Here is a 19263-nt window from a genome sequence, read left to right on the forward strand (position 1 = left end):
GCAGCCGTGAACACCGCCGTCGTCGCCCCGCCACCGATCCCCGTCGACAGACCCGTCGCAAGACCGTCCTCGAACACCGTCTTCGAGATCGTCGCCTCATTGTTCTCAGGGATGTCGTCCTCGATCTGAATCGCCAGATGCGCCGTGTCGGACAGGCCAGTGGAATCCGTTACCTTCACACCAAGACTGAAGTTGAACTCGTCCTCGGACAATGGATCCGAGTGGTTGAACGGCTTTTTGAGCTCAACAGAGTAGTTGTACAGGAATCCATCTACGGTCGAGATCTTGATTACGATTGCATCGGAGCCGGCCGTCTGGCCGGTCAGCGTGTGACCGTCAGGACTCAGAATCCAGGTCACTGGCTGGCCGTTGAAGGTGGTCGGCAAGCCATCGGTCAGCAGCGTCACAGTCAGCGTGTCGCCGACATCGGGATCCGACACGACGAACGTTCCGGACGCAACGGCGTCGTCGGTATCGTCGCCGGCTGGAGAACTGTCCTTGTTTCCGCCAGGGAGACCTTCGTCGGACACAACCGCTTTGCCATCCTTCACGAGCGGATCGTTCGGGAAGAAATCAATCGTCGGCGGGTTGGGAGGAGTCTCTTCTTCCTCCTCTCTCACAAACTCGACCCGCTCATCATCGATCAGCTTGTACTGCAGCAGCGTGGGATCGAGCACGCCGACCGCATCGAGACCGCCCAGCAGAGGCCCCGCTGCGAACGGCACGAAGATACCGCTGCCCTCGCCATCACCACCGGCCGCGCCTTGTGCGCCCGCTGCGGCGGGGCCGGCGGCGGTCTGGATGTCGAGATCGGGCAAGGTGCCGGCGAGGACTTCGACGATGTCCACCACATCGCCGTCATTGGTCACGATCGTGATCGGCGATTTCTCGTTCGCGGCCACATAGCCTTGCAGAATGATCGTGCGGCCATCGATCACGATGGCGAGGTTGCCGTCGGCGCCGAGCTTCGCGAGCAGGCCGTCCGGAGAGTCGGTCGGCAGTTCGATCGTCTGGCCCGGCTTGACCGGAATCACCACGATCTGCTGGCCCCGCGGAATATTCACGGGGATGGGCGCATCGGTCGCGGCCGCCAGTTGCACACTGCCGAAATCCGAGCCGCTCGCGGCCATGTCGGAGTCGGTCTCGACGCTCATCTCGCCAGGCAGATGCGTGGAATCGGTCGCCATGTGATAGCCCTCTCATGTGTGCCGTCGAGCGCCGTACCCGACGGTATTTGGCCGGCCGTTCAGACCGTCCGAAGTCCCCAAGAACGTTGTGCGGAGGATGCGTGGGCAGGAAAAAATGCGGATGACATTTGACCCAAATGCCCGGCGCCCAGACGCGGATAGCCCGCTTCTGCGCCACCGGAACCCGCATTTCCTCCCTTGCCCTGCCCCAACGCCGAGATCGCGACCTAGGCGGTCGAGACCTCCCCACGTTCCATTTCCATTCCTCTGGAATTTCAGCGCCTTAGCGATCCCCATCGCCGGTGCCGAAAAAATTAAGAAATGGTATCTTTCGAGGGGCAATTATCGAAAATGCAGATGAACGCCAGATGAATGCAGGACTGCTGACTCACACGGCGGTATGGTGCAAATGTCGATTCCTACTTTTTTCGGCAGCTGACGATCAGCTCAGCCGAAGATTCGCGCAGAATCGCCCGGACAGAATCGACCTAGGGGCTAGAGCACGAAGGCTAGGCAGCCGCGTCGATCATGAGAAAATAGAGCAGGTCGTTTTCCGACCGCACGACCGCGGGGCAGATGCTGCCCTTGGCCATGATCAGCCGACCGGGCCGCAGGCAGATGACGCGCGCCGGGAATACGTTCGACCGGCCGTGCGCGTACTGATCGAGGATCTGCGGCAGCGGCACCGGCACCTTGATCTGCATGTAGCGGTCGATCGGCTTGTCGCGGAGCGAGGCTTCGTCAATCGAAAGCCATTTCTGCGCGGCTGCGTTGGTCTTCAGCACCAGGTTCTGTGCGTTGAGCAGGAAGCATGGCGCAGGGCACGCATCAGCCACCGATGCAGCGGAGATCCCCTGCGTACTCATCGAAAGCTCGCGCAACTTCTGCTCGAGATCGTGGACCTGGAGCTTCAGTTCATCGACGCAATAGGAGCGCAGCGTCGCAGACAGATTGGCGCCCGGCGGGCAGGTCTCCGCAATCTCGCCAATCAAGCGATTGAGCCGCTTCCCACGGCGCTGCGCGGAACGCTCCAGGATTTCCCAGATGTCCGCGCCGAGCTTGAGCGAATAGCGTCGCCCACGATGCTGGACGATGCGGTGGATGATCTTGAGTTGTGGCGCGCGCGCAGGCCCGCCCTCGGCGGGGCTCCGGGCGCCAGTTTGTGAGGAGATCGCGGTATCCGCAGCGCTCATGCTTGATGCTAAGAACGTCGTCTAGTCGATGTTTTTCCTTGAGGAAGTGTCATTCTATGCTAATCATGCGGTGTGAGCTATCCCCAATCGCAACCGAGGCCTCGATCTTAGACGGGGAAAGTGGGCCATGCCATTCGTGAAGCGCGACGCGACTGGGCGTATCGTCGCCCTCTATCGCGAGCGAAGCGACGAAGCGAGCGAATACCTCGCGGCGGGCCATCCGGAAATTGCGGATTTTGCCGGATACGAGGGTGTGCGCGGCGAGCACTCCAACATGCTCCAGTCCGACCTGGAAATGATCCGGGTTTATGAGGATTTGATCGATATCCTCATCAGCAAGCGGATTGTCGTTCTGACCGATTTCCCATCCGCCGCCCAGGAAAAGCTGGTGCGGCGCAAGCGCCTGCGCAGCTCTCTTAGTTCGCTGACTGAAGTTCTTGCGCCCGAGGATGACGAGGGCGACGAGGAAGTGCTGCCCTGAGGAACCGAGCACAAGCGCTGAATCAACAAGGGCCGCCTCGAGAGCGGCCCTTCGCCCTTCCGAGTGAGGGTGGCGTCAGCCGTGGTGCTGCAGCTCGACCGACATACCCGGCGCATAGAACAGCTTGGTGCCGTCCTCGAACACCCAGTAATTGAAGCCGCCGACCTGCAGCCCGCTTTCGGTCAGATGATCATTCGCAACACCGGACTCGAGCAGCTTCAGCTCGGTCACGATCTGCAGCTGCGGATCGTCCCCGGCGTTCACGATCACGATCTCGCCATTCGAATCCGGGAGCAATTCGCCCAGGGTCAAGGTCACGGTCTGGTCCAGCGAGCTGTTCAACCCGCTGCCTTCGACCGCTCCAAAGTCAAGATCTGCCCCGGCCTGCGTCCCGTCAGGCATCGGCAGTTCGGTCCCGTCGTCCACAATCATGTCCCTCGGATCTATGGTCATCCGTGATTGCCCTCTCTATCCCCAATACAATTTAGTTCAGATTTGAGCTAATCGCAATCTTATGCCACACACTGGGGTCTGCGGCTCAACCGAATATCGCGATCCTCCCGATCGCGTTGATCCTAAAACAATATGCCGATCAAATGCGTTCCTAATATTCCAGCTGCCGCGGCCGCGCAATTTCGGAAAGTTTCGCCTCGATGGCAGATTTTTGCGGCAGGCTGGTCTGCGCGCCGCGGGTCAGGCAGGACAAACCGCCCGCGACGGAGGCCCGGTGCAGCGCCTCGGGCAGTTCCGCCCCGGAGACGAGCGCGGCCGCAAAGGCGCCCACGAACGCATCGCCGGCTGCGGTCGTGTCGATCGGTGAAATATCCATCGCCCCAACCTGCCAGGACAGTTTCGGCTCGAACGCCAGGACCCCCTCGCCGCCCAGGGTGACGATGCAGGTGATGTCCGCCGCCCCCGCAATCGCAGCGGCAGCCGCGCGCGCCTCCAGCCGGCCGAGGCCGAGGCCCGCGGCCACTGCCACCGCCTCCGTCTCGTTCACGATGAGCCAGTCGAGTGCGGCGAGAGCGATGCCAGGGATCGGGCCGGCCGGCGCGGCGTTGAGCAGGATCCGTGCACCACGGGCGGATGCGCGTGCCACCAGCGCCCAGTTCTGCGCCGGCCAGACTTCCATCTGCATCAGAATGACGGTCTCGGGCGTCAGCCATTCATCGGGCACTTGGCGCTCCAGCGCCGTCGCATTCGCGCCGGTTGCCAGCACGATCTGGTTCTGGCCGCTGGAATCCACACAGATGAAGGCGCAGCCGGTTGGGTGCTCATCGCGCTCGACATGGGTGATGTCGACCCCGCCGGCGCGCAACTCCGACAGCGCCACATCTGCAAAGCCGTCACGGCCCACTCGGCCGACCATCGCCACCTTGGCACCAGCGCGCGCCGCTGCCAGCGCCTGGTTCGCACCCTTGCCGCCCGGCACCATCTGGTAGCCGGGGCCAAGCACAGTCTCGCCCGGCTTCGGCAGGGTCGTGACAGGCACGGTCAGGTCGACATTGAGCGAGCCGAAGACGACGATCACGGAGCGCTCCTCTCAGTTCCGCCAGCGCAAGACGAGATCGCCGCCGCCCTGCTTGGCCGGCACCGCGCATTCAATGAAGCGGCCCGCCGAAGCAACCTCGCACTGCAAGAGTTGACCATCATAACGGGCTTCGAGCAACCGGTCGATTGAGGCGCGCGGAATGCGCACCCGGCCACCGCCAGTTGTGCGGCACGACAATGCGTCCTCCGCGATCGCCAGCCGCGACCAGGTGCCCCGCATATCGGTCGCGGCGATCTCGACGTCGTCACGAAGCAACAAGACCCAGCCGTCAGCTGCTTTCACCACGATTTCGTGCCCCGCGACGCGCAATGGACCAAGGCTCCACTTGCCGGTCTTGAGGTCGATCTCCCAGCCCGCCCAGGGCGTCAGGCGCGAGACTTCCAGCGTTGCAATCAGCGGCATCAGGCCGCCCCAGCCATAGAACAGATCGGTGTCCGGCTGATCGTCGGCAAGGCCGCTTTCAGCGTTGAAATTCTCCGGGCACTGACCCTTGCGCCACGCCTGCTCGAACAGCCGATAGCTGTCCGCCGCGAGCCGACCCGCGGCTTCATCCTGTCCGGCGCGCCGTAGGCCGAGATACGTGAGCAGATTGAGCGGCGGCCAGATTCGGCCGCGCCAATAGACGTTGTCACGATAAGCCGGATCGTCGCGCGTCACCGACGGCAGGCGCCAGAAGCCACCGAACTTGCGCGGATTGTCCAGCCAGTTGAGCAGATGCTGCGTCTGCTCCGGTGTCGCAACGCCGGCCAGCAGCGGATAGAAGCTGGTCGGCGCGATCGAGCGCACGAAGCGCCCGTCCCACAAACGATTGGCGAACACCTTGCGCTCATCATCCCACAGCCGGTCACGCACCCGGACCGCCAATGCTTCGCCGCGCTGGCGCAAGCGCTGGGCGGCCGCCGTGTCGCCGCGTTCCTCCGCCCATCGGCTCAGAATTTCCGCATCCAGCACCAGCAAAGAATTCAATCCGACATCGGCGGCGGTCAGATTGCCGCTGGCACGATCCAGATCGGTCTCGTCGTGGATCGGCGAATTGTCCATGCTCGATTCATTGCGCGCGCCAAGCTTGGTGCCGCGATAGAGCCCGTCGCCGACGCCCGGCGAAGTACCCCACCCCATCAGGCCATCGCCGTTGCCGTCGCGATGGCTGAACCACCAATCATGATTGGCTAGCAGCTTCGAATAAGCGAGATCGACAATGAACGAGTCACCGCTATGCGCGGCGATCATCCAGGTCGCGAGGCTGCCGATCGGCGGCTGCGATCGGTCGACCCAGGAATCGCGCCCGGTCATCAGGCATGGCAGGTTGCCCGCTGGTTGCGCGTTGCTGAGCAAGGCTTCCAGGTTCTCGACCGCGATGTCGCGGTCGAACAAGGCTGCCATCCAGGCATGATAAAAGATGTCGTCCAGCCAAAGCCCGAAGCCGCCGAATTTCTGCGCTACCCAGGCGCGCGATAGCGATGTGTAAGGCCGCGTGTTGATGGCGTCCCACACCGAATTCCAGCCGACGACATCGCGCACTGCGTCGAGCGCATGACCGCCGCGCCCGGTTTGCAGCTTGGGCAGTGTGACGGTTTCTGTAGCAAGGGCGCGACGAGCTCTATCCGACGCCTCTTTCTGCGTTGTCCCGAAGGCGATGGCGACGGACAAACGCGGCGTCTCTTCGAAATTGTAGCGCAGGCAAGGAAAGCTGCCGCGCGTCCCCCTGGATGCGAGATGGAAATAGCCCTGCTGTTCGAACTCCGCGCGCAATGCCGCCATATCGGCATGGAAGGTTGCCATCAGCGCCGGCGCTTGTGCCACCAGCGCGACGGTACCATGTCGCGGGTGAGACGCGAGGAGATCACCGGTCGTCTCATCGTAGGTCCAGTCGATGGGCGGCTCATTCGGATCAGGCTGCCAACGTAAGCACCAGCACAGCCAGAAGCGCAGACCCCACTCGCCCAGTTTGACGGTGGACCAGGCCGCGCGCAGGGTATCCTGCTCGGGCCGATCATAGTGCAGATCGAAAGTCGTGCCCGTCTGCGATAAGCGCAGGGCCATCTGCTCGCCGCGCACCGAGCGCGGTCCGTAGCGCACGCCTCCGCTCTGCGCCGGGAAGTCGGTGAAGGCGTTCTTGCTGGCTGCATAGGCAACAGGCGCGAGTGTAAGGCCGCGCGGCAGATGACTGGCCTGCGCCGGCCATTCGCTGACCCAGCTGTTCCAGCCGCGGCCGGATTGCTGCAATTTTGTCAGAATATCGGTCATTGCCAGGCTGCCAGAATCTGATCGACGGTCGCCGCTTCGACCTGCTCGTCCAGGCGCTGATACAGGATCTCGAGCGCCTTCATATGGCACGCTTGCGATGAACTGGTCAGCGCATCAGTGGCCAGGATCACTCGCAAACCAGCCTGCAGCGCATCCATAGCAGTCGACAGCACGCAAACGTCGGTTTCGGCACCGGTGAGGATCACGGTCTGCGCCGCAATGGCAGCGTCTCTTAGCTCCGCGCACGCCCAGGCCGAATAGACCTGCTTGTCGGCCACCCGCCTCGCCCATGGGCGCAGTTCCTGCACAATCTCGATCTGGGCCGGTTCGAGCCGATCCAAGGTCACGCTAGACCAGCGTCGATAGAAGCGTTGCCAGGTGCCGTTGGCTTGTGCCGCGCTCTGCGCAGGAATGAAGCGGCTGAAATAAGCGCTATCCGGCCGCGCCGTCAGCAAGCGCTGGGTCGGCGGAATAATACCCGTCAGCGATTGCGTGCCCCATTCCGGATGGGACCGGAACAGCTCCTGCATATCGACGACAATGTGCAATGCCGAGGGAGGGATTGGGCCGAACAGTCGATTCACGGCGTGACCTGTACGAGGTGATCAGGGGACCAGGACAACACGACCTCGGAGCCTGGCGCGACTGTTCCTTGGGCCAGATTCTGCCGGAACAACGTGATGACTTGGTTGCCGACTCTGACCCGATAGGTCGTGCTGTTGCCGGAGAAGACGACGTCCAGCACCTTGCCGCGCACGGCGTTAGTGCCTGCCTGAGAGTCCGTGCTCAACTTGATCTTCTCCGGCCGCAGCGCCAGCAAGACCGTTTGACCCGCCTGCCCGCCGATCAACCGGCACAATGCCTCGCCGCCGAGGTCCAAGGCGACGCGCGCCAGGCCATTCGGCTCGATCGCCGTCACGCGGCCTTGCAGGAAATTCGCTTCGCCGAGGAAGCCGGCGGCGAATTTCGTCACTGGACGCTCATAGACCTCCATCGGCGCGCCTTCCTGGATGATGCGGCCGAAATTGAAGATCGCGATGCGGTCGGACAGGGTCAGCGCCTCTTCTTGGTCATGCGTCACGAAAATCGTGGTGATGCCGACCTGGCGCTGGATGCGGCGCAGCTCCACCTGCATCTCCTGGCGCAGATGTTTGTCGAGCGCACCCAGCGGCTCGTCGAGCAGCAGCACTTTGGGCCGTGTGACCAGCGCGCGCGCCAGCGCCACGCGCTGCTGCTGCCCGCCCGACAGCTGCTTCGGCTTGCGCTGCTCCAAGCCGCCGAGGCGCACCATGGCGAGCGCTTCGTTGACGCGCCGCGCGACCTCCTCGCGCGGCCGGCCGCGCACTTCCAGGCCGAAAGCGACATTCTCCGCCACCGACATGTGGGGAAAGAGCGCGTAGTTCTGGAACATCATGCCGATGTTGCGGGCATGGACCGGCACGCCGCCGACATTCTGCCCGTCGATGAGGACCTGCCCGCGGTCCAACGACACGAAGCCGGCAATGGCACGCAACAAGGTCGTCTTGCCGCTGCCGCTTGGCCCCAGAAGGCCGAAGAGTTCGCCCTCGCGGAATGTCATGGTGACGCTATCCAAGGCAGCGACCGCGTCGTACTTCTTGACCGCGTCAGTGACAGTAACCGTGCTCATCGTTCTCCACCGAAGCGATAGAAACGCGCGGTCAACAGCAGCACGCCCATCGAGACCACGATAATGATGGTGGAGATGGCATTGATCTCCGGCGTGAAGCCCTTGCGAATGGCGCCATAGATTTCCACCGGCAAGGTGGTGACCCCCGCCGGCGCCAAGAAATAGGAGATGACGAACTGGTCGAACGAGACCGCGAAGGCGAACAGGCCTCCGCCGATCACGCCCGGCGCCAGCAGCGGCGCCGTCACGCGCCGGAAGGTTTGCCACGGGGTGGCACCCAATGTCGCCGCTGCTTCCTCGACCGCGTGCGGGAAGGTCGCAAGGCGCGCGCCGACCACGACGATTACATAGGGCAAGGACAAAGCGACGTGACCCAGCAGGATCGCGAACAGGCCGCGCTTGATGTCGATCCAGAAGAAGAACACCAGCATGGCCGTGCCAATCACGAGCCAAGGGATGGCAATTGGCGGGAACAGCAGCAGCTGCATGATCGTCTTACCGCGGAAGCTGTAGCGCGCGAAGGCGAGCGCCGCCATGGTGCCGAGCGTCGTCGCAATGATGGTGTTCACGATGGCGATGCCGACGCTGTGGATGCCAGCATCGATCAGCTTGGTGTTGCTGGTGAGCGCGCGGTACCACACCGGGTCGAACTCGAACGGCAGCGCATAGAGCGGCGAGGCATTGAAGCCGAGCACGGCCATCACCACGATCGGCACGTAGAGGAACGCGAGCACCAGCCAGAGATGCGCGGTCAGAAGCGTGGAGCCGAGCTTCATAGCCCCTCCATGCGCTTGCGGGCCGCCGGATAGAGCGCCAGGCAGATCAGCAGCACCGCGCCGAGCATCAGGAAGGACAACGCCGCGCCGAACGGCCAGTTGGCGGTGACCGTGAATTGCTCCTCGACCGCCATGCCAAGGGTGGCACCCTTCGCGCCACCCAGGATGCGCGGTTCCATAAAGGAGCCGACGGCCGGCACGAAGATCAATGCGGAGCCCGCCAGCACGCCGGGCAGGCTCATCGGAAACACCACGCGGCGGAACAGGGCACCGGAGCGCGCACCCAGGCTGCGCGCCGCTTCGATCACGGAATCATCGATCGCCTGCAGCGAGATGTAGCAGGTGAGGATCATGTACGGCAGATAGGAGTGAACCAGGCCGACGACGACCGCGGGATAGGAATAGAGCAAATTCAGCGCTGGCGCGTCGGGGGCGACCACATGGATCGCCTGATCAGCCAGACCGCCGGGCCGCAGCACCATCGTCCAGGAGAAGGTGCGCACCAATGCGTTGCTCCAGAACGGCAGCACGACCATCAGGAACATCGCCTCGCGCCAACGCCCCTTGATCACCTTGGCCAGGGCGAGCGCTGCCGGATAGCCGATGATCAGACAGCAGATCGTCACGACCGCGCCCAGCTCGAGCGACCAGAGCATGAGTTGCTGATAGACCGGCCTCTCGATGAAGGCTGCGTAATGCTTCAGAGTGAGGCTGGCCGGCTGCGGCACCAGCGGCGATTTGTCGAGGAAGCTGCAATAGAGCATCGCCGACAGCGGCAGGAAGATGGTTACCGTCAGCCACAGATAAGCCGGCCCGGTCAAAGCCAGGATCGTTCCCCTATTCCGTTGGTCGGCGACGGCCATCCCCTGTTCCCATCAACTCAATTCACGCAAGGAAGGCGCCACCGGTGGTCCAGGCACCGGTGGCGCATTGTCGCGTCGCCTGAAAGACGCGCGCTACTTTGCGAACTCCGTCTTCACCTCGGTCCACAGGTCGGAGTAGGTCTGGCGTTCGTCGTCGCTGAGTGGCGCCATGAATTGCAAGCGCTTGATCGCCGCCTGGTCACTGTGGATCTGCCGCCCCACATCGTCCGCCGGCAATTGCTCGTTCGCCTTCGTATTGGCGGAGGCCGGCGCGCCGACCGTAGTTGCCCACTCTACGTAGAAGGTCGGGTCGACCATGTAATTGATGAACTTGTGCGCGCCCTCGATGTTGGGCGCGTTCGCCGCAACGGCGAGTCCGTCGAACCAACCGATGCCGCCTTCCTTCGGCACCATGTAGCCGACGGGCAGCTTGAAGTTGGTCTTGGACCTTGCGGCCGAGCCGCTCCAATAGACGGAGACGTCGAACGTGCCGGATTGGAACAACTTGTTCCACTCGTCCTCCGACGACCACAGGGTCGCAATCTGCGGCTTCAGGCCCAGCAGCTTCGCCTTCACCTTGTCCAGGTCTTTCGGGTGGTTCATGTCCTGGCCGGTCGCGATTGCGCCGTAGGACACCGCCTCGATCGCATCGTCGCGCACCGAGACACGCTTAGCGAACTTCGGGTCCCACAGCACCTCGACCGACTCCGGCGCGGGCTTCACCTTTTCCGTGTTGTAGGCAATCGCCGTCATGCCCCACACCCAGGACACGCCATAGACCTTGCCGTCCTTGCTGAGCAGCGCGGAATCGCGCAGCGACGGATTGAGGTCGTCGAAATGCGAGATCTGCGCGGTGTCGACCGCCTGGATCAACCCTTCGCCTGAGGCGATGCCGTTCCAGGCGGAGTTGGTCAGGACGACGTCATAGGCGCCCGGATTGGTGCGCAGCTTGGTGATCATCTCCGGTTCGGAGTTGAAGTAGTCGTGCACCACCTCGACGCCGGTCGCTTTCTTGAAGGCCTCGACCGCCCATGCCTCATCCGTGCCATAGCCCTGCCAGTTCAGCACCGTGATCTTGCCCGCCGCGCTCAGGATGCGCGGCGCTCCGATCACACCCGCGGCCGCTCCAAGACCGATGGCACCGGCCCCGGCGACAAAGCGCCGGCGGGTGATCCGTGAATTCGACTTAGACATCAGGCTCCCTCCATGTAACGGCCCTTTGGCGGGCCGATTGATTGCTCCCAGACACTGCCAGCGCCATCCCCAGCGCGACCGAACGGGCCCACCAGCCGGAGGATCGTTCGTATACGAACGATCTAGCCATTCTGCACCACCCGCGGGCAGAGTCAACGCTCCCGCGGTTCGGATCAACGCCGCTGTCGTGGTGAGAGAAGTCCGCCGCGCCCGCCACCGCAAGTCAAGTCTGCGTCAGGCTTCCTCTTTCTTCGACTCTTGACTTGTCGGTCAGGAAGCTCCGCTATTCCCGGACCTTTGGATTGCTAGTCAGCATGGTCGAGCGAAGCAGATCGAGCCAACTGTCCGGACCTTTGGTCCCGCGCACTGCCTTTCCGCTCCTGATGGCGCGCGACATCGCCTATCTCGACAGCGCCGCCAGCGCACAGAAGCCCAAGGTTGTGCTGGATCGGATGCGGCAGTTCTACGAGACCAGCTACGCCAACATCCATCGCGCGGTCTATCCGCTGAGCGAGGCAGCGACGGAAGTCTATGAAAGCGCCCGCACGCGCGTTGCCAGGTTCCTCAAGGCGCCATCTTCGGAGAGCATCGTCTTCACGCAGAATGCCACCGAGGCCATCAATCTCATTGCCCATTCCTTCGGTGGACCGCGGCTGAAGCAAGGCGATCGGATTCTGGTCACAATGCTGGAGCACCACGCCAATATCGTGCCCTGGCAGCTGCTGCGCGACCGGCTCGGGCTCGAACTGCTGGTCGCGCCGATCGATGGCGCCGGCAATCTCGATCTGGAGGCCATGGATCGCCAGCTGGCGCAGGGGCCGAAGCTGGTCGCCGTCACGGCGGCCAGCAATGCGCTTGGCACCCGCACGCCGATCAAGGATGTGGTCGCCGGCGCACATCGCGTCGGAGCAGCCGTGATGGTCGACGCCGCGCAGGCCGCCCCGCACGGCGGGATCGACGCCATCGATTGGGATTGCGACTTCCTGGTCTTCACCGGGCACAAACTGTACGGCCCCGACGGCATTGGTGTGCTCTATGGCAAGCCGGAGCTGCTGGCCTCCATGCCGCCGTGGCAGGGCGGCGGCGACATGATCCGCACCGTCAGCTTCGCACATACCGAGTTCGCCGACCCGCCGCAGCGTTTCGAAGCGGGCACGCCGCCCATTGGCCCTGCGGTGGGCCTGGCGACAGCGATCGACTTTATCGAAGCCGTGGGGTGGGATCGGGTTGAAGCGCATGACAAGGCTCTGACGGGCTACGCCTTGGAGCGGTTGCAGGACATACCCGGCATCCGCCTTATCGGCGCGCCACAGGAGCGGATCGGGATCGTGTCCTTCACGCTGGATGGCGTGCATCCGCACGATGTGGGCTCGCTGCTGGGCGAGCGCGGGGTCTGCGTACGCACGGGCCATCACTGCGCGCAGCCGTTGATGGATCATCTCGGGCTGCCTGGCACCATTCGCGCCTCCTTTGGTGTTCACAATGATGCGGCCGATATAGACCGGCTGGCGGATGCGCTGGTGGCGGCGCGGCAAATCCTCGCACGCTGAGCGTCCAGTGCCCCTTGAATAGGCGTCCGCTTCGCGGCACAAACATCGCGGGAAGTTTGTATCGAGGCTTGATATGATTGTTTGCATACCGGACGTCCTGACGGCGGACGAAATCAAGAAGCTCCGCGCCGAGGCAGCCCTTCTGCCCTTCGTCCCGGGCCTCGAGACGGCCGGCGGCCGGGCGCGGCGCGTCAAGAACAACGAACAGGTCTCTCAGAAGGCGGAAGAGCGGAAGCCGCTGCACGAGATCGTCGTCGGCGCGCTCATGCGCAGCAAGGAATTCCAGCGCGCTGCCTTGCCGAAGCGCGTCCGCCCACCGCTCATCAGCCGCTATCGCGAGGGCATGGCGTATGGCAAGCACGTCGACAATGCGCTGATGGGCCCCAAGATGGGGCGCGAACGGTCCGACGTTTCCGTCACCGTCTTCATCAGCGACATCGACGAATATGACGGCGGCGAGCTCGTCATCCACAGCGCGTTCGGCGTCCAGGAAGTAAAGCTGCCAAGCGGTTCTGCGGTGGCCTACCCCTCCTCCAGCCTGCACGAGGTCGCCGCAGTCACGCGCGGCGAACGGCTGGTGGCGGTGACCTGGGCGCAATCCTATGTGCGCGACGAAAGTCAGCGCGAAATCCTGGCGCACCTCGCGCAGGTGAAGGACAAGATGAACGACGCCATGCCCGATGCGGAGGAGACGGATCTCGTCCACCACGCCTACACCAACCTGCTGCGCATGTGGGCGGAGACCTAGCTAGGCCTGCTCATAGAGGTTGTTATGCCGTCATTGGTCGCCCGGATCTCGGCGCCTCGCATGCCATGCGGCAAGCACTTCCCTCTCTTCTTCGATGGTCAGTCCAGCAACTGGACCGTTGCTGGCGCGTAACCAGCCAAGAATATCAAGCGTGGTCTCCGAAAGCGCCCGCAGTTTGAGTCCGGCGTTTCGCGCCGGGGTCGCGTCGCGAGTAGCGAAACCAGCGTAGTCCGGCAACGGCAGCCACAATGGGAGGGAACGCGGGCCGGCCCAAGATTTCACGTTGTGCTCCTCGAGGAATGCACGATTGACCCAAGTAAACGTGCAGGACGAGCCCAGCGCTGCCGCGCACTCGGCCAGCAATTGGCCGCGGGTGAGCGTTGGCCCGATTCCATCATAGATACCAGTAAGGCGGGTCTGCGCAGCATCAACGATCCATTGGGCGAGGTCGCGCACATCTATGAACTGAACGGGATCATTCGGCGTTCCAGGCGCAAGCACTTCGCCTCCCCTTGCAAGCCGGGCTGGCCAATAGGTGAACCGCCCCGTCGGATCCTCCGGTCCGACAATAAGACCTGCCCTGCAAATAAGGGCGCTCTCACCCACAGCCTGTTCGCACGCGACCTTGGCAGCACCATAAGTTTCTTCAGTACTATGCTTGATCTCCGGTGCGGTGGGTGCCAGCAATGGCGCTGTGTCCGACCGCTGCCCGGGCGTGTGATTGTCCGCATAGACACTTATTGTTGAGATGAATGTCCAATGCCCGGTCTGCCGTTTGAGTGCGACGACTGCCCCGCGCACCTGGCCGGGATGACGTGATACGTCCACGACAGCGTCGAACTTCTGGCCCGCAAGCGGCTCAAGCCCATTCGAAGCGTCGCGATCAACGCGCACGAACCGGGCGCCAGATGCAATCGGACCCGCGAGCCCCCGTGCGGCGCAGGTCACATCATGGCCGGCAACGCAGGCATGGGCAGCAATGGCGCGGCCAAGAAACTGGGTGCCGCCTAGAATCAACAGCCGCATGAAGCCCCTACCCCGCCGCCGAAGCGATGATATTGGATCGAGCCCGAGGGAGCGGGCCGGAATTTGATAGTTACCGTATCAGATTTCGTAGTTTGGGGTGGAATTCTCAATGAGGATTTATCCAGCTCGCGTCGATGCGGCCATGGCTCTGCGTTATTGAGTCCACGCCCTAGTCTAACGACCGGCGAAGGCCTCCTCGAAAAATGCGGCGACACGCCTGAATAAAATCTCGCGGTTGCTCGAGCGATAGATCCCGTGGCCTTCGTTGTCGAAGGTCAGCAGCGTGTAGCGAATCCCGCCGCGATCGAGATCGCGAATGGCGGCGTGCGTGTTCGCGGGCGAGACGTTCGAATCCTTGAGGCCGTGCACGATCATCAGCCGCCCCTTGATGTGGTCAATGAAGTTCGCGGGCGAGGCGTTGAAATAGCGCTCCGGTTGCGCGGATGGCGTGCCACCCATCATCTCCTCGCTGTAGGCGCGGCCATGCGGCATGCCGGTCTCGTTGTAATCGATCGCCAGTTGATACATGCCGCAGATCGGCACGGCGGCGTTCACCAGGTCGGACGATTTGGTGATCTGGCACCAGGAGGAGTAGCCGCCGTAGGACAAGCCGATGATGCCGATGCGCCCGCGCTTGCCCTTGCCCGCCGCGATCAGGCTCTCCAGGCCGGTGCAGATGTCGTCCTGCTCCCGCCCGCCCCAGCCGTCTTCCTTGATCGCTTCGCGGAATGCACGGCCATAGCCGGTCGAGCCTCGATAATTCGGATCGAGCACGGTAAAGCCGACCGCGACCAGGAACTGGATTGTGTTGTTGATCCAATCCTCGCTATGCCAAGTCGGTCCGCCGTGGACGTACGCGATCAGACCCTTGCTTGGCCCGTCCGGCTCGTAGAGCCAGCCGGCGATTTCCAGTCCATCGGTCGAACGCCAGCGATGGGGCCGAGCGGGCGTGCGGCGCATGCTGGTGCCCGCGAAATGCGCCGACGTTCGCGAAACCTCGTTCAACGCACCCGTCGCAGGGTCGAAGCGCACGAGCTCGTGCGGCGCGCGCGAGGAATAGCGTTCGCACAGCCATGAACCGGACGGGAGCTGTTCGATTGGGAGCAAGCTGTGGCCCTGCGCTTCGATCCGTCGTTCCTCGCCGCTCGCCACATCCAACGATGTCGCGTGCAGCACGCCCTGCCGGAACTCGATGACAGCGGCGCTCTTGCCATCAACGCCCGCAATAGCATTGTCGACCGATCGGCTTGGATCGTCGATCAGCCAATGCAGCTCGAGACCGGGCAGCGTCAGGATGCCGACGCGATCGTGGCTGTCGGTCTCCGCCCAGACCAGGATCCGGCTCCGATCGATCCAGGAGCCCTGCGCCTTGCGTGCATCCCCGACGTTGAGGATTTCGCGATCCTCCCCAGTGTGGAGATCCAGGAGCCAGATCTGGCTGCCGCTCGGATGGCGCTCGTGCCGGTGATAGAGCACGAGCCGGTCGTCCTCGCAGAATTCCGCCGGTCGTTGGCTGAGGCTCTCGGACGAGCTCACGATCCGCCGTTCGCCCGCGGCAAGGTCGTGGAGATAGATGCACTGGCCTTCGATCGCCTGTCCCAGGCGATCATCCCAGCTCGCTGTGTAGAGGATTCTCCTGCCGTCGCGGGTGAAACGCCCGCCGAACACGTAGTGATCGTTCTGCTGCAGTGTCACCGGCTGCTTGGCGCCACTCCCCAGATCGAGCAGGAAGAGATGATCATGCTCTGACGAACCTTCCGATTGCGCCAGCAGCAGGCGCCTGCCGTCCGGCGAGAAGGACCGGACGTACGTGTGGTCGGGTTCGTCCGTCACGCGCCGCGGTGCCGCTGATCCATCGGTGGGCGCCAGCCAGACGCTGCCGGCCTCGGTCGGGCCGGTCCAGGTCCAGCCAGCATGGCGGCCGTCCTTCGAGAGCTTCGGCTCCCAAAAGATCGGATCGCGCGCCCAGTCATGCGCCAATTGCCCGATATCAGGCATCGAACGCGTCGGCAAAAAAGCGCGCCAGACGGCGGCACAGATGCTTGCGGTTCTCCGGCTTGGAAATGCCGTGGCCCTCATCCTCGAACAGCAGCAGTTCGTAAGGGATGCCGGCTGCATCCAGTCGCCGCCGCACGTCGGTAACGTTCTGCGGCGTGACGTTGGGATCGTTCAGACCCTGCACGATCATGAGGCGACCGCGGATGCGCTCGACGAAATGGATCGGTGAGCGCTCGCGATAGCGCTCCAGCACCTGCGCAGGCGACCCGCCTATCATCTCTTCGGAATAGGGACGCAAGTCGGGCCGCGTGGTCTCGTAATCCACCACCAGGTCGGTCATGCCGCAGATCGGCGCGGCGGCCTTGATGATGTCCGGCGGTGTGCGCGTGATCTGGCACCAGGAGGAATAGCCGCCATAAGAGGTGCCGGTGACTCCGATGCGGCCGGCCGCCGCAACACCGCGCGCGATCAGCGCTTTGGCACCGCAGGCGATATCGTCCTGCTCACGGCCGCCCCACCCTTCCTGCTTGATGGACTCCTGGAACAGCAAGCCGAAGCCGGTCGAGCCGCGATAGTTCGGCTGCAAGACGGCGAATCCGGCCGCGACCAGATACTGAAGTTCCGGATCGAAGGCGTCCTCCGAATGCGCGGTCGGGCCACCATGCACCAGAATAATGGCGCCGCGGACCGTGCCTTTCGGTCGACAGAGCCAGCCCTGGATTTCGACGCCATCGCCCGATTGCCAGCGGAAGTCTTCTGCCGCCGCCAGTTCCGCTGCCGCTATGCGCCGATCCGGAATGTCCGAAAGCGAAACTGTCGCGTCGCCGCTTTGGCGCACCAGGCGCGTCGGATGGCGCGCATCGTAGTGATAGCCGATCCACGCGCCGTCCGCCGCCGGTCCGACCGGCAGGAAGGCGCCCTCCAACCCGGGGAACAGCGTGCGCTGCCCACTGGCGGGATCGACCAGATAGGCCAGGTCGCGTGCGCCCCTTGTCTCCGTCACGACGATTCTGTCGGATCGCTTCGGCCAATGCGCGCCGGAAATCATCAAGGCAGGATCGTCGATCAGCCACTGCACCTGATCGGTCGCGCTATCCAGCACGCCGACCCGCTGGTGAGCCTCCGCTTCCGCCGTCACTACGATCTGCCGACTGTCGGGAGCCCACAGACCTTCCACCTTGCGCTTGTCGCCTTCGTTCAGGATCTCGCGGTCTCTCGACCCGTCCATGCCGACCAGCCAGAGCTGCTCGCCGGCTGGATCGCGGTCCTTGCGATAATAGAGAACCTGCTTGCCCTCCGGCGACAGCCGTGGCGTCACATAGGCCGCCCGCTGAAGCCGCGCCAACGCGACGCGTTCGCCGGTCGCGATCTCGTGGCGGTAAATGACATTGGTCTCGATCTCCCGGCCCGTCGCCGGGTCGCGGTTCGCCGCATAGACGAGAAATCGGCCCGAGGGATCGATCTGGCCGCCCTGAATGTAGAAGTCCGGCCGCTCCTCGGTCAGCGCGCGCGTCGTGCCATCGAGCGCGATCTGGCTGAGCCCTACGCGCTCGTCGCCATCACGCGACTGGCCGAGGATGACGGAGGCGGAGCCCGGTGCCCAGAAGAACCAGTCACAATCGCGATCATTGGCAATCCACCTTTGCGGCGGCGCGCTGCCGTCGGCGGGCGCGCGCCAGAGCTGCGTCGCGTCGCCGAGATTGCCGGCGATCCAGGCAAGATAACGCCCATCCGGCGACAGGCGTGCGCCCCAGGGCTCACTGACGCGGAATAGCCGGTCCAGGAACGGCTCAAGGGTATCGAAGTCGGTCATCGGAGTATGGCTTCAAACGAAATGGCAGGCGACGAGACGCCCGTCGGCGCGCGGCGCCAAAGCGGGCTCGCTACTATGGCACAGATCGGTCGCCATCGGGCAACGTGTGCAGAACCGGCAGCCGGCCGGCGGATTGAGCGGCGACGGCAGATCGCCCTGCAGCATGACGCGTTCGCGCGCGCGCTCGGCTTTAGGGTCTGGCAGCGGGATGGCGGAAATCAGCGCTCTCGAATAGGGGTGCATGGGATTGGCATAGAACGCATCGCGCTCGGCGATTTCCATGATCTTGCCGAGATAGAGTACCATCACCCGATGGCTGATGTGTCGCACGACTGACAGGTTGTGCGAGATGAACAGCAGCGACAGGCCAAGCTCGCGCTGCAGCTTGCGCAGCAGATTGATAATCTGCGCCTGGATCGAGACGTCGAGCGCGGAGACCGGCTCATCGCACACGATCAGCTTGGGCCGGAGGATCATGGCGCGAGCGATGCCGATGCGCTGGCACTGGCCGCCGGAGAATTCATGCGGATAGCGGCGCATCATCTCCGGCGCCAAGCCAACCTGCGCCATTGCCTCGCGCACGCGCGCCTCGACCTCGGCCTTCTTCAGTTCGGGGTGAAAGGTCTTGAGCGGACGCGCGATGATCTCCCCCACCGTCATGCGCGGATCGAGCGATGCCAACGGGTCCTGGAAAATGATCTGCAGCTCGCGCCGCGCCTTGCGCAGGCCAGCCTTGTCGAGGCCGAAGAAATCCTGGCCCAGCCACACGACTGTACCGGCGGTCGGCTTGGTCAGCCGCAGGATGGCGCGGCCGAGGGTCGACTTGCCGCAACCGGATTCGCCGACGATGCCGAGGGTCTCCCCGGGCTGCAGATCGAAAGAGACCCCATCAACCGCCTTCACCGCGCCCTTGGCGCCGGCCAGCAACCCCTTCCCGATCGGGAAATGGACCTTGAGGTCGCGGACACTGAGCAGGGCTTCCGGCAT

At 63.6% G+C, this 19263-nt stretch carries 17 protein-coding genes; 3 read left to right on the forward strand and 14 right to left on the reverse strand.

All coding sequences use genetic code 11. The annotated features are described in order from the left end of the window. Positions 1 to 1154 (reverse strand): hypothetical protein (locus tag DTX69_RS26210; protein ID WP_284736081.1); only part of this gene is annotated, 1154 nt, incomplete at its 3' end. A 542-nt stretch (positions 1155 to 1696) separates the two neighbouring features. After that, the gene (locus DTX69_RS26215) at positions 1697 to 2380 is read right to left on the reverse strand and encodes a ribbon-helix-helix domain-containing protein (RefSeq protein ID WP_119304550.1); all 684 of its coding nucleotides are present in this window, start codon (positions 2378 to 2380) and stop codon (positions 1697 to 1699) included. A gap of 127 nt (positions 2381 to 2507) precedes the next feature. Between DTX69_RS26215 and DTX69_RS26220 the strand changes: the two genes are divergently transcribed. Next, on the forward strand, positions 2508 to 2861 hold the full coding sequence (locus DTX69_RS26220) for a hypothetical protein (RefSeq protein WP_119304551.1): 354 nt from the start codon (positions 2508 to 2510) through the stop codon (positions 2859 to 2861). 75 nt (positions 2862 to 2936) lie between these two features. On the opposite strand, the gene DTX69_RS26225 is transcribed toward DTX69_RS26220, so the two are convergent. The 8 genes from DTX69_RS26225 to DTX69_RS26260 all read right to left on the reverse strand — a co-directional run bounded on the left by DTX69_RS26225 (position 2937) and on the right by DTX69_RS26260 (position 11141). After that, positions 2937 to 3293 carry a hypothetical protein gene (locus DTX69_RS26225; protein WP_119304552.1) on the reverse strand — a complete coding sequence of 119 codons (357 nt, stop codon included), beginning with the start codon at positions 3291 to 3293 and terminating at the stop codon, positions 2937 to 2939. 172 nt (positions 3294 to 3465) lie between these two features. Next, positions 3466 to 4392, reverse strand: coding sequence for a ribokinase (locus DTX69_RS26230; protein WP_119304553.1), 927 nt, complete (start codon positions 4390 to 4392; stop codon positions 3466 to 3468). Between the two features lie 12 nt (positions 4393 to 4404). Further along, positions 4405 to 6660 carry an MGH1-like glycoside hydrolase domain-containing protein gene (locus DTX69_RS26235; RefSeq protein WP_119304554.1) on the reverse strand — a complete coding sequence of 752 codons (2256 nt, stop codon included), beginning with the start codon at positions 6658 to 6660 and terminating at the stop codon, positions 4405 to 4407. Next, entirely contained in the window at positions 6657 to 7244 is a 588-nt protein-coding gene (locus DTX69_RS26240; RefSeq protein ID WP_284736082.1) for a cysteine hydrolase family protein, read from the reverse strand. Before DTX69_RS26240 ends, DTX69_RS26235 begins: the two co-directional genes overlap by 4 nt. Beyond that, the gene (locus DTX69_RS26245; RefSeq protein WP_119304556.1) at positions 7241 to 8308 is read right to left on the reverse strand and encodes an ABC transporter ATP-binding protein; all 1068 of its coding nucleotides are present in this window, start codon (positions 8306 to 8308) and stop codon (positions 7241 to 7243) included. Before DTX69_RS26245 ends, DTX69_RS26240 begins: the two co-directional genes overlap by 4 nt. Further along, a complete protein-coding gene (locus DTX69_RS26250) occupies positions 8305 to 9084 on the reverse strand; it encodes an ABC transporter permease (protein WP_119304557.1) in 780 nt (259 codons plus the stop codon). The genes DTX69_RS26245 and DTX69_RS26250 overlap by 4 nt, the downstream gene beginning before the upstream one ends. Next, complete coding sequence (locus DTX69_RS26255) at positions 9081 to 9947, reverse strand: ABC transporter permease (RefSeq protein WP_119304558.1); 867 nt, start codon at positions 9945 to 9947, stop codon at positions 9081 to 9083. Before DTX69_RS26255 ends, DTX69_RS26250 begins: the two co-directional genes overlap by 4 nt. 93 nt (positions 9948 to 10040) lie before the next feature. Then, positions 10041 to 11141 (reverse strand): ABC transporter substrate-binding protein, encoded by a 1101-nt coding sequence (locus DTX69_RS26260; RefSeq protein WP_119304559.1) that lies wholly within the window; start codon positions 11139 to 11141, stop codon positions 10041 to 10043. Positions 11142 to 11455: 314 nt separating this feature from the next. Here DTX69_RS26260 and DTX69_RS26265 point away from each other — a divergent pair, with 314 nt between their 5' ends. Both DTX69_RS26265 and DTX69_RS26270 read left to right on the forward strand, forming a co-directional pair. Beyond that, the gene (locus DTX69_RS26265; protein ID WP_119304560.1) at positions 11456 to 12691 is read left to right on the forward strand and encodes an aminotransferase class V-fold PLP-dependent enzyme; all 1236 of its coding nucleotides are present in this window, start codon (positions 11456 to 11458) and stop codon (positions 12689 to 12691) included. A 73-nt stretch (positions 12692 to 12764) separates the two neighbouring features. Beyond that, positions 12765 to 13439, forward strand: coding sequence for a Fe2+-dependent dioxygenase (locus tag DTX69_RS26270; protein WP_119304561.1), 675 nt, complete (start codon positions 12765 to 12767; stop codon positions 13437 to 13439). A gap of 30 nt (positions 13440 to 13469) precedes the next feature. On the opposite strand, the gene DTX69_RS26275 is transcribed toward DTX69_RS26270, so the two are convergent. The 4 genes from DTX69_RS26275 to DTX69_RS26290 form a co-directional block, all read right to left on the reverse strand. Then, a complete protein-coding gene (locus tag DTX69_RS26275; protein ID WP_119304562.1) occupies positions 13470 to 14465 on the reverse strand; it encodes an NAD-dependent epimerase/dehydratase family protein in 996 nt (331 codons plus the stop codon). 174 nt (positions 14466 to 14639) lie between these two features. Next, positions 14640 to 16463, reverse strand: coding sequence for a S9 family peptidase (locus tag DTX69_RS26280; protein WP_162917576.1), 1824 nt, complete (start codon positions 16461 to 16463; stop codon positions 14640 to 14642). After that, positions 16456 to 18276: a S9 family peptidase gene (locus DTX69_RS26285; RefSeq protein ID WP_119304564.1), complete on the reverse strand. Its 1821-nt coding sequence runs from the start codon at positions 18274 to 18276 to the stop codon at positions 16456 to 16458. The genes DTX69_RS26280 and DTX69_RS26285 overlap by 8 nt, the downstream gene beginning before the upstream one ends. Before the next feature lie 12 nt (positions 18277 to 18288). Then, positions 18289 to 19263 carry an ABC transporter ATP-binding protein gene (locus DTX69_RS26290; protein WP_119304565.1) on the reverse strand — a complete coding sequence of 325 codons (975 nt, stop codon included), beginning with the start codon at positions 19261 to 19263 and terminating at the stop codon, positions 18289 to 18291.

The sequence above is a fragment of the Dongia deserti genome, from assembly GCF_003574735.1.
Lineage (GTDB): Bacteria > Pseudomonadota > Alphaproteobacteria > Dongiales > Dongiaceae > Dongia_A > Dongia_A deserti.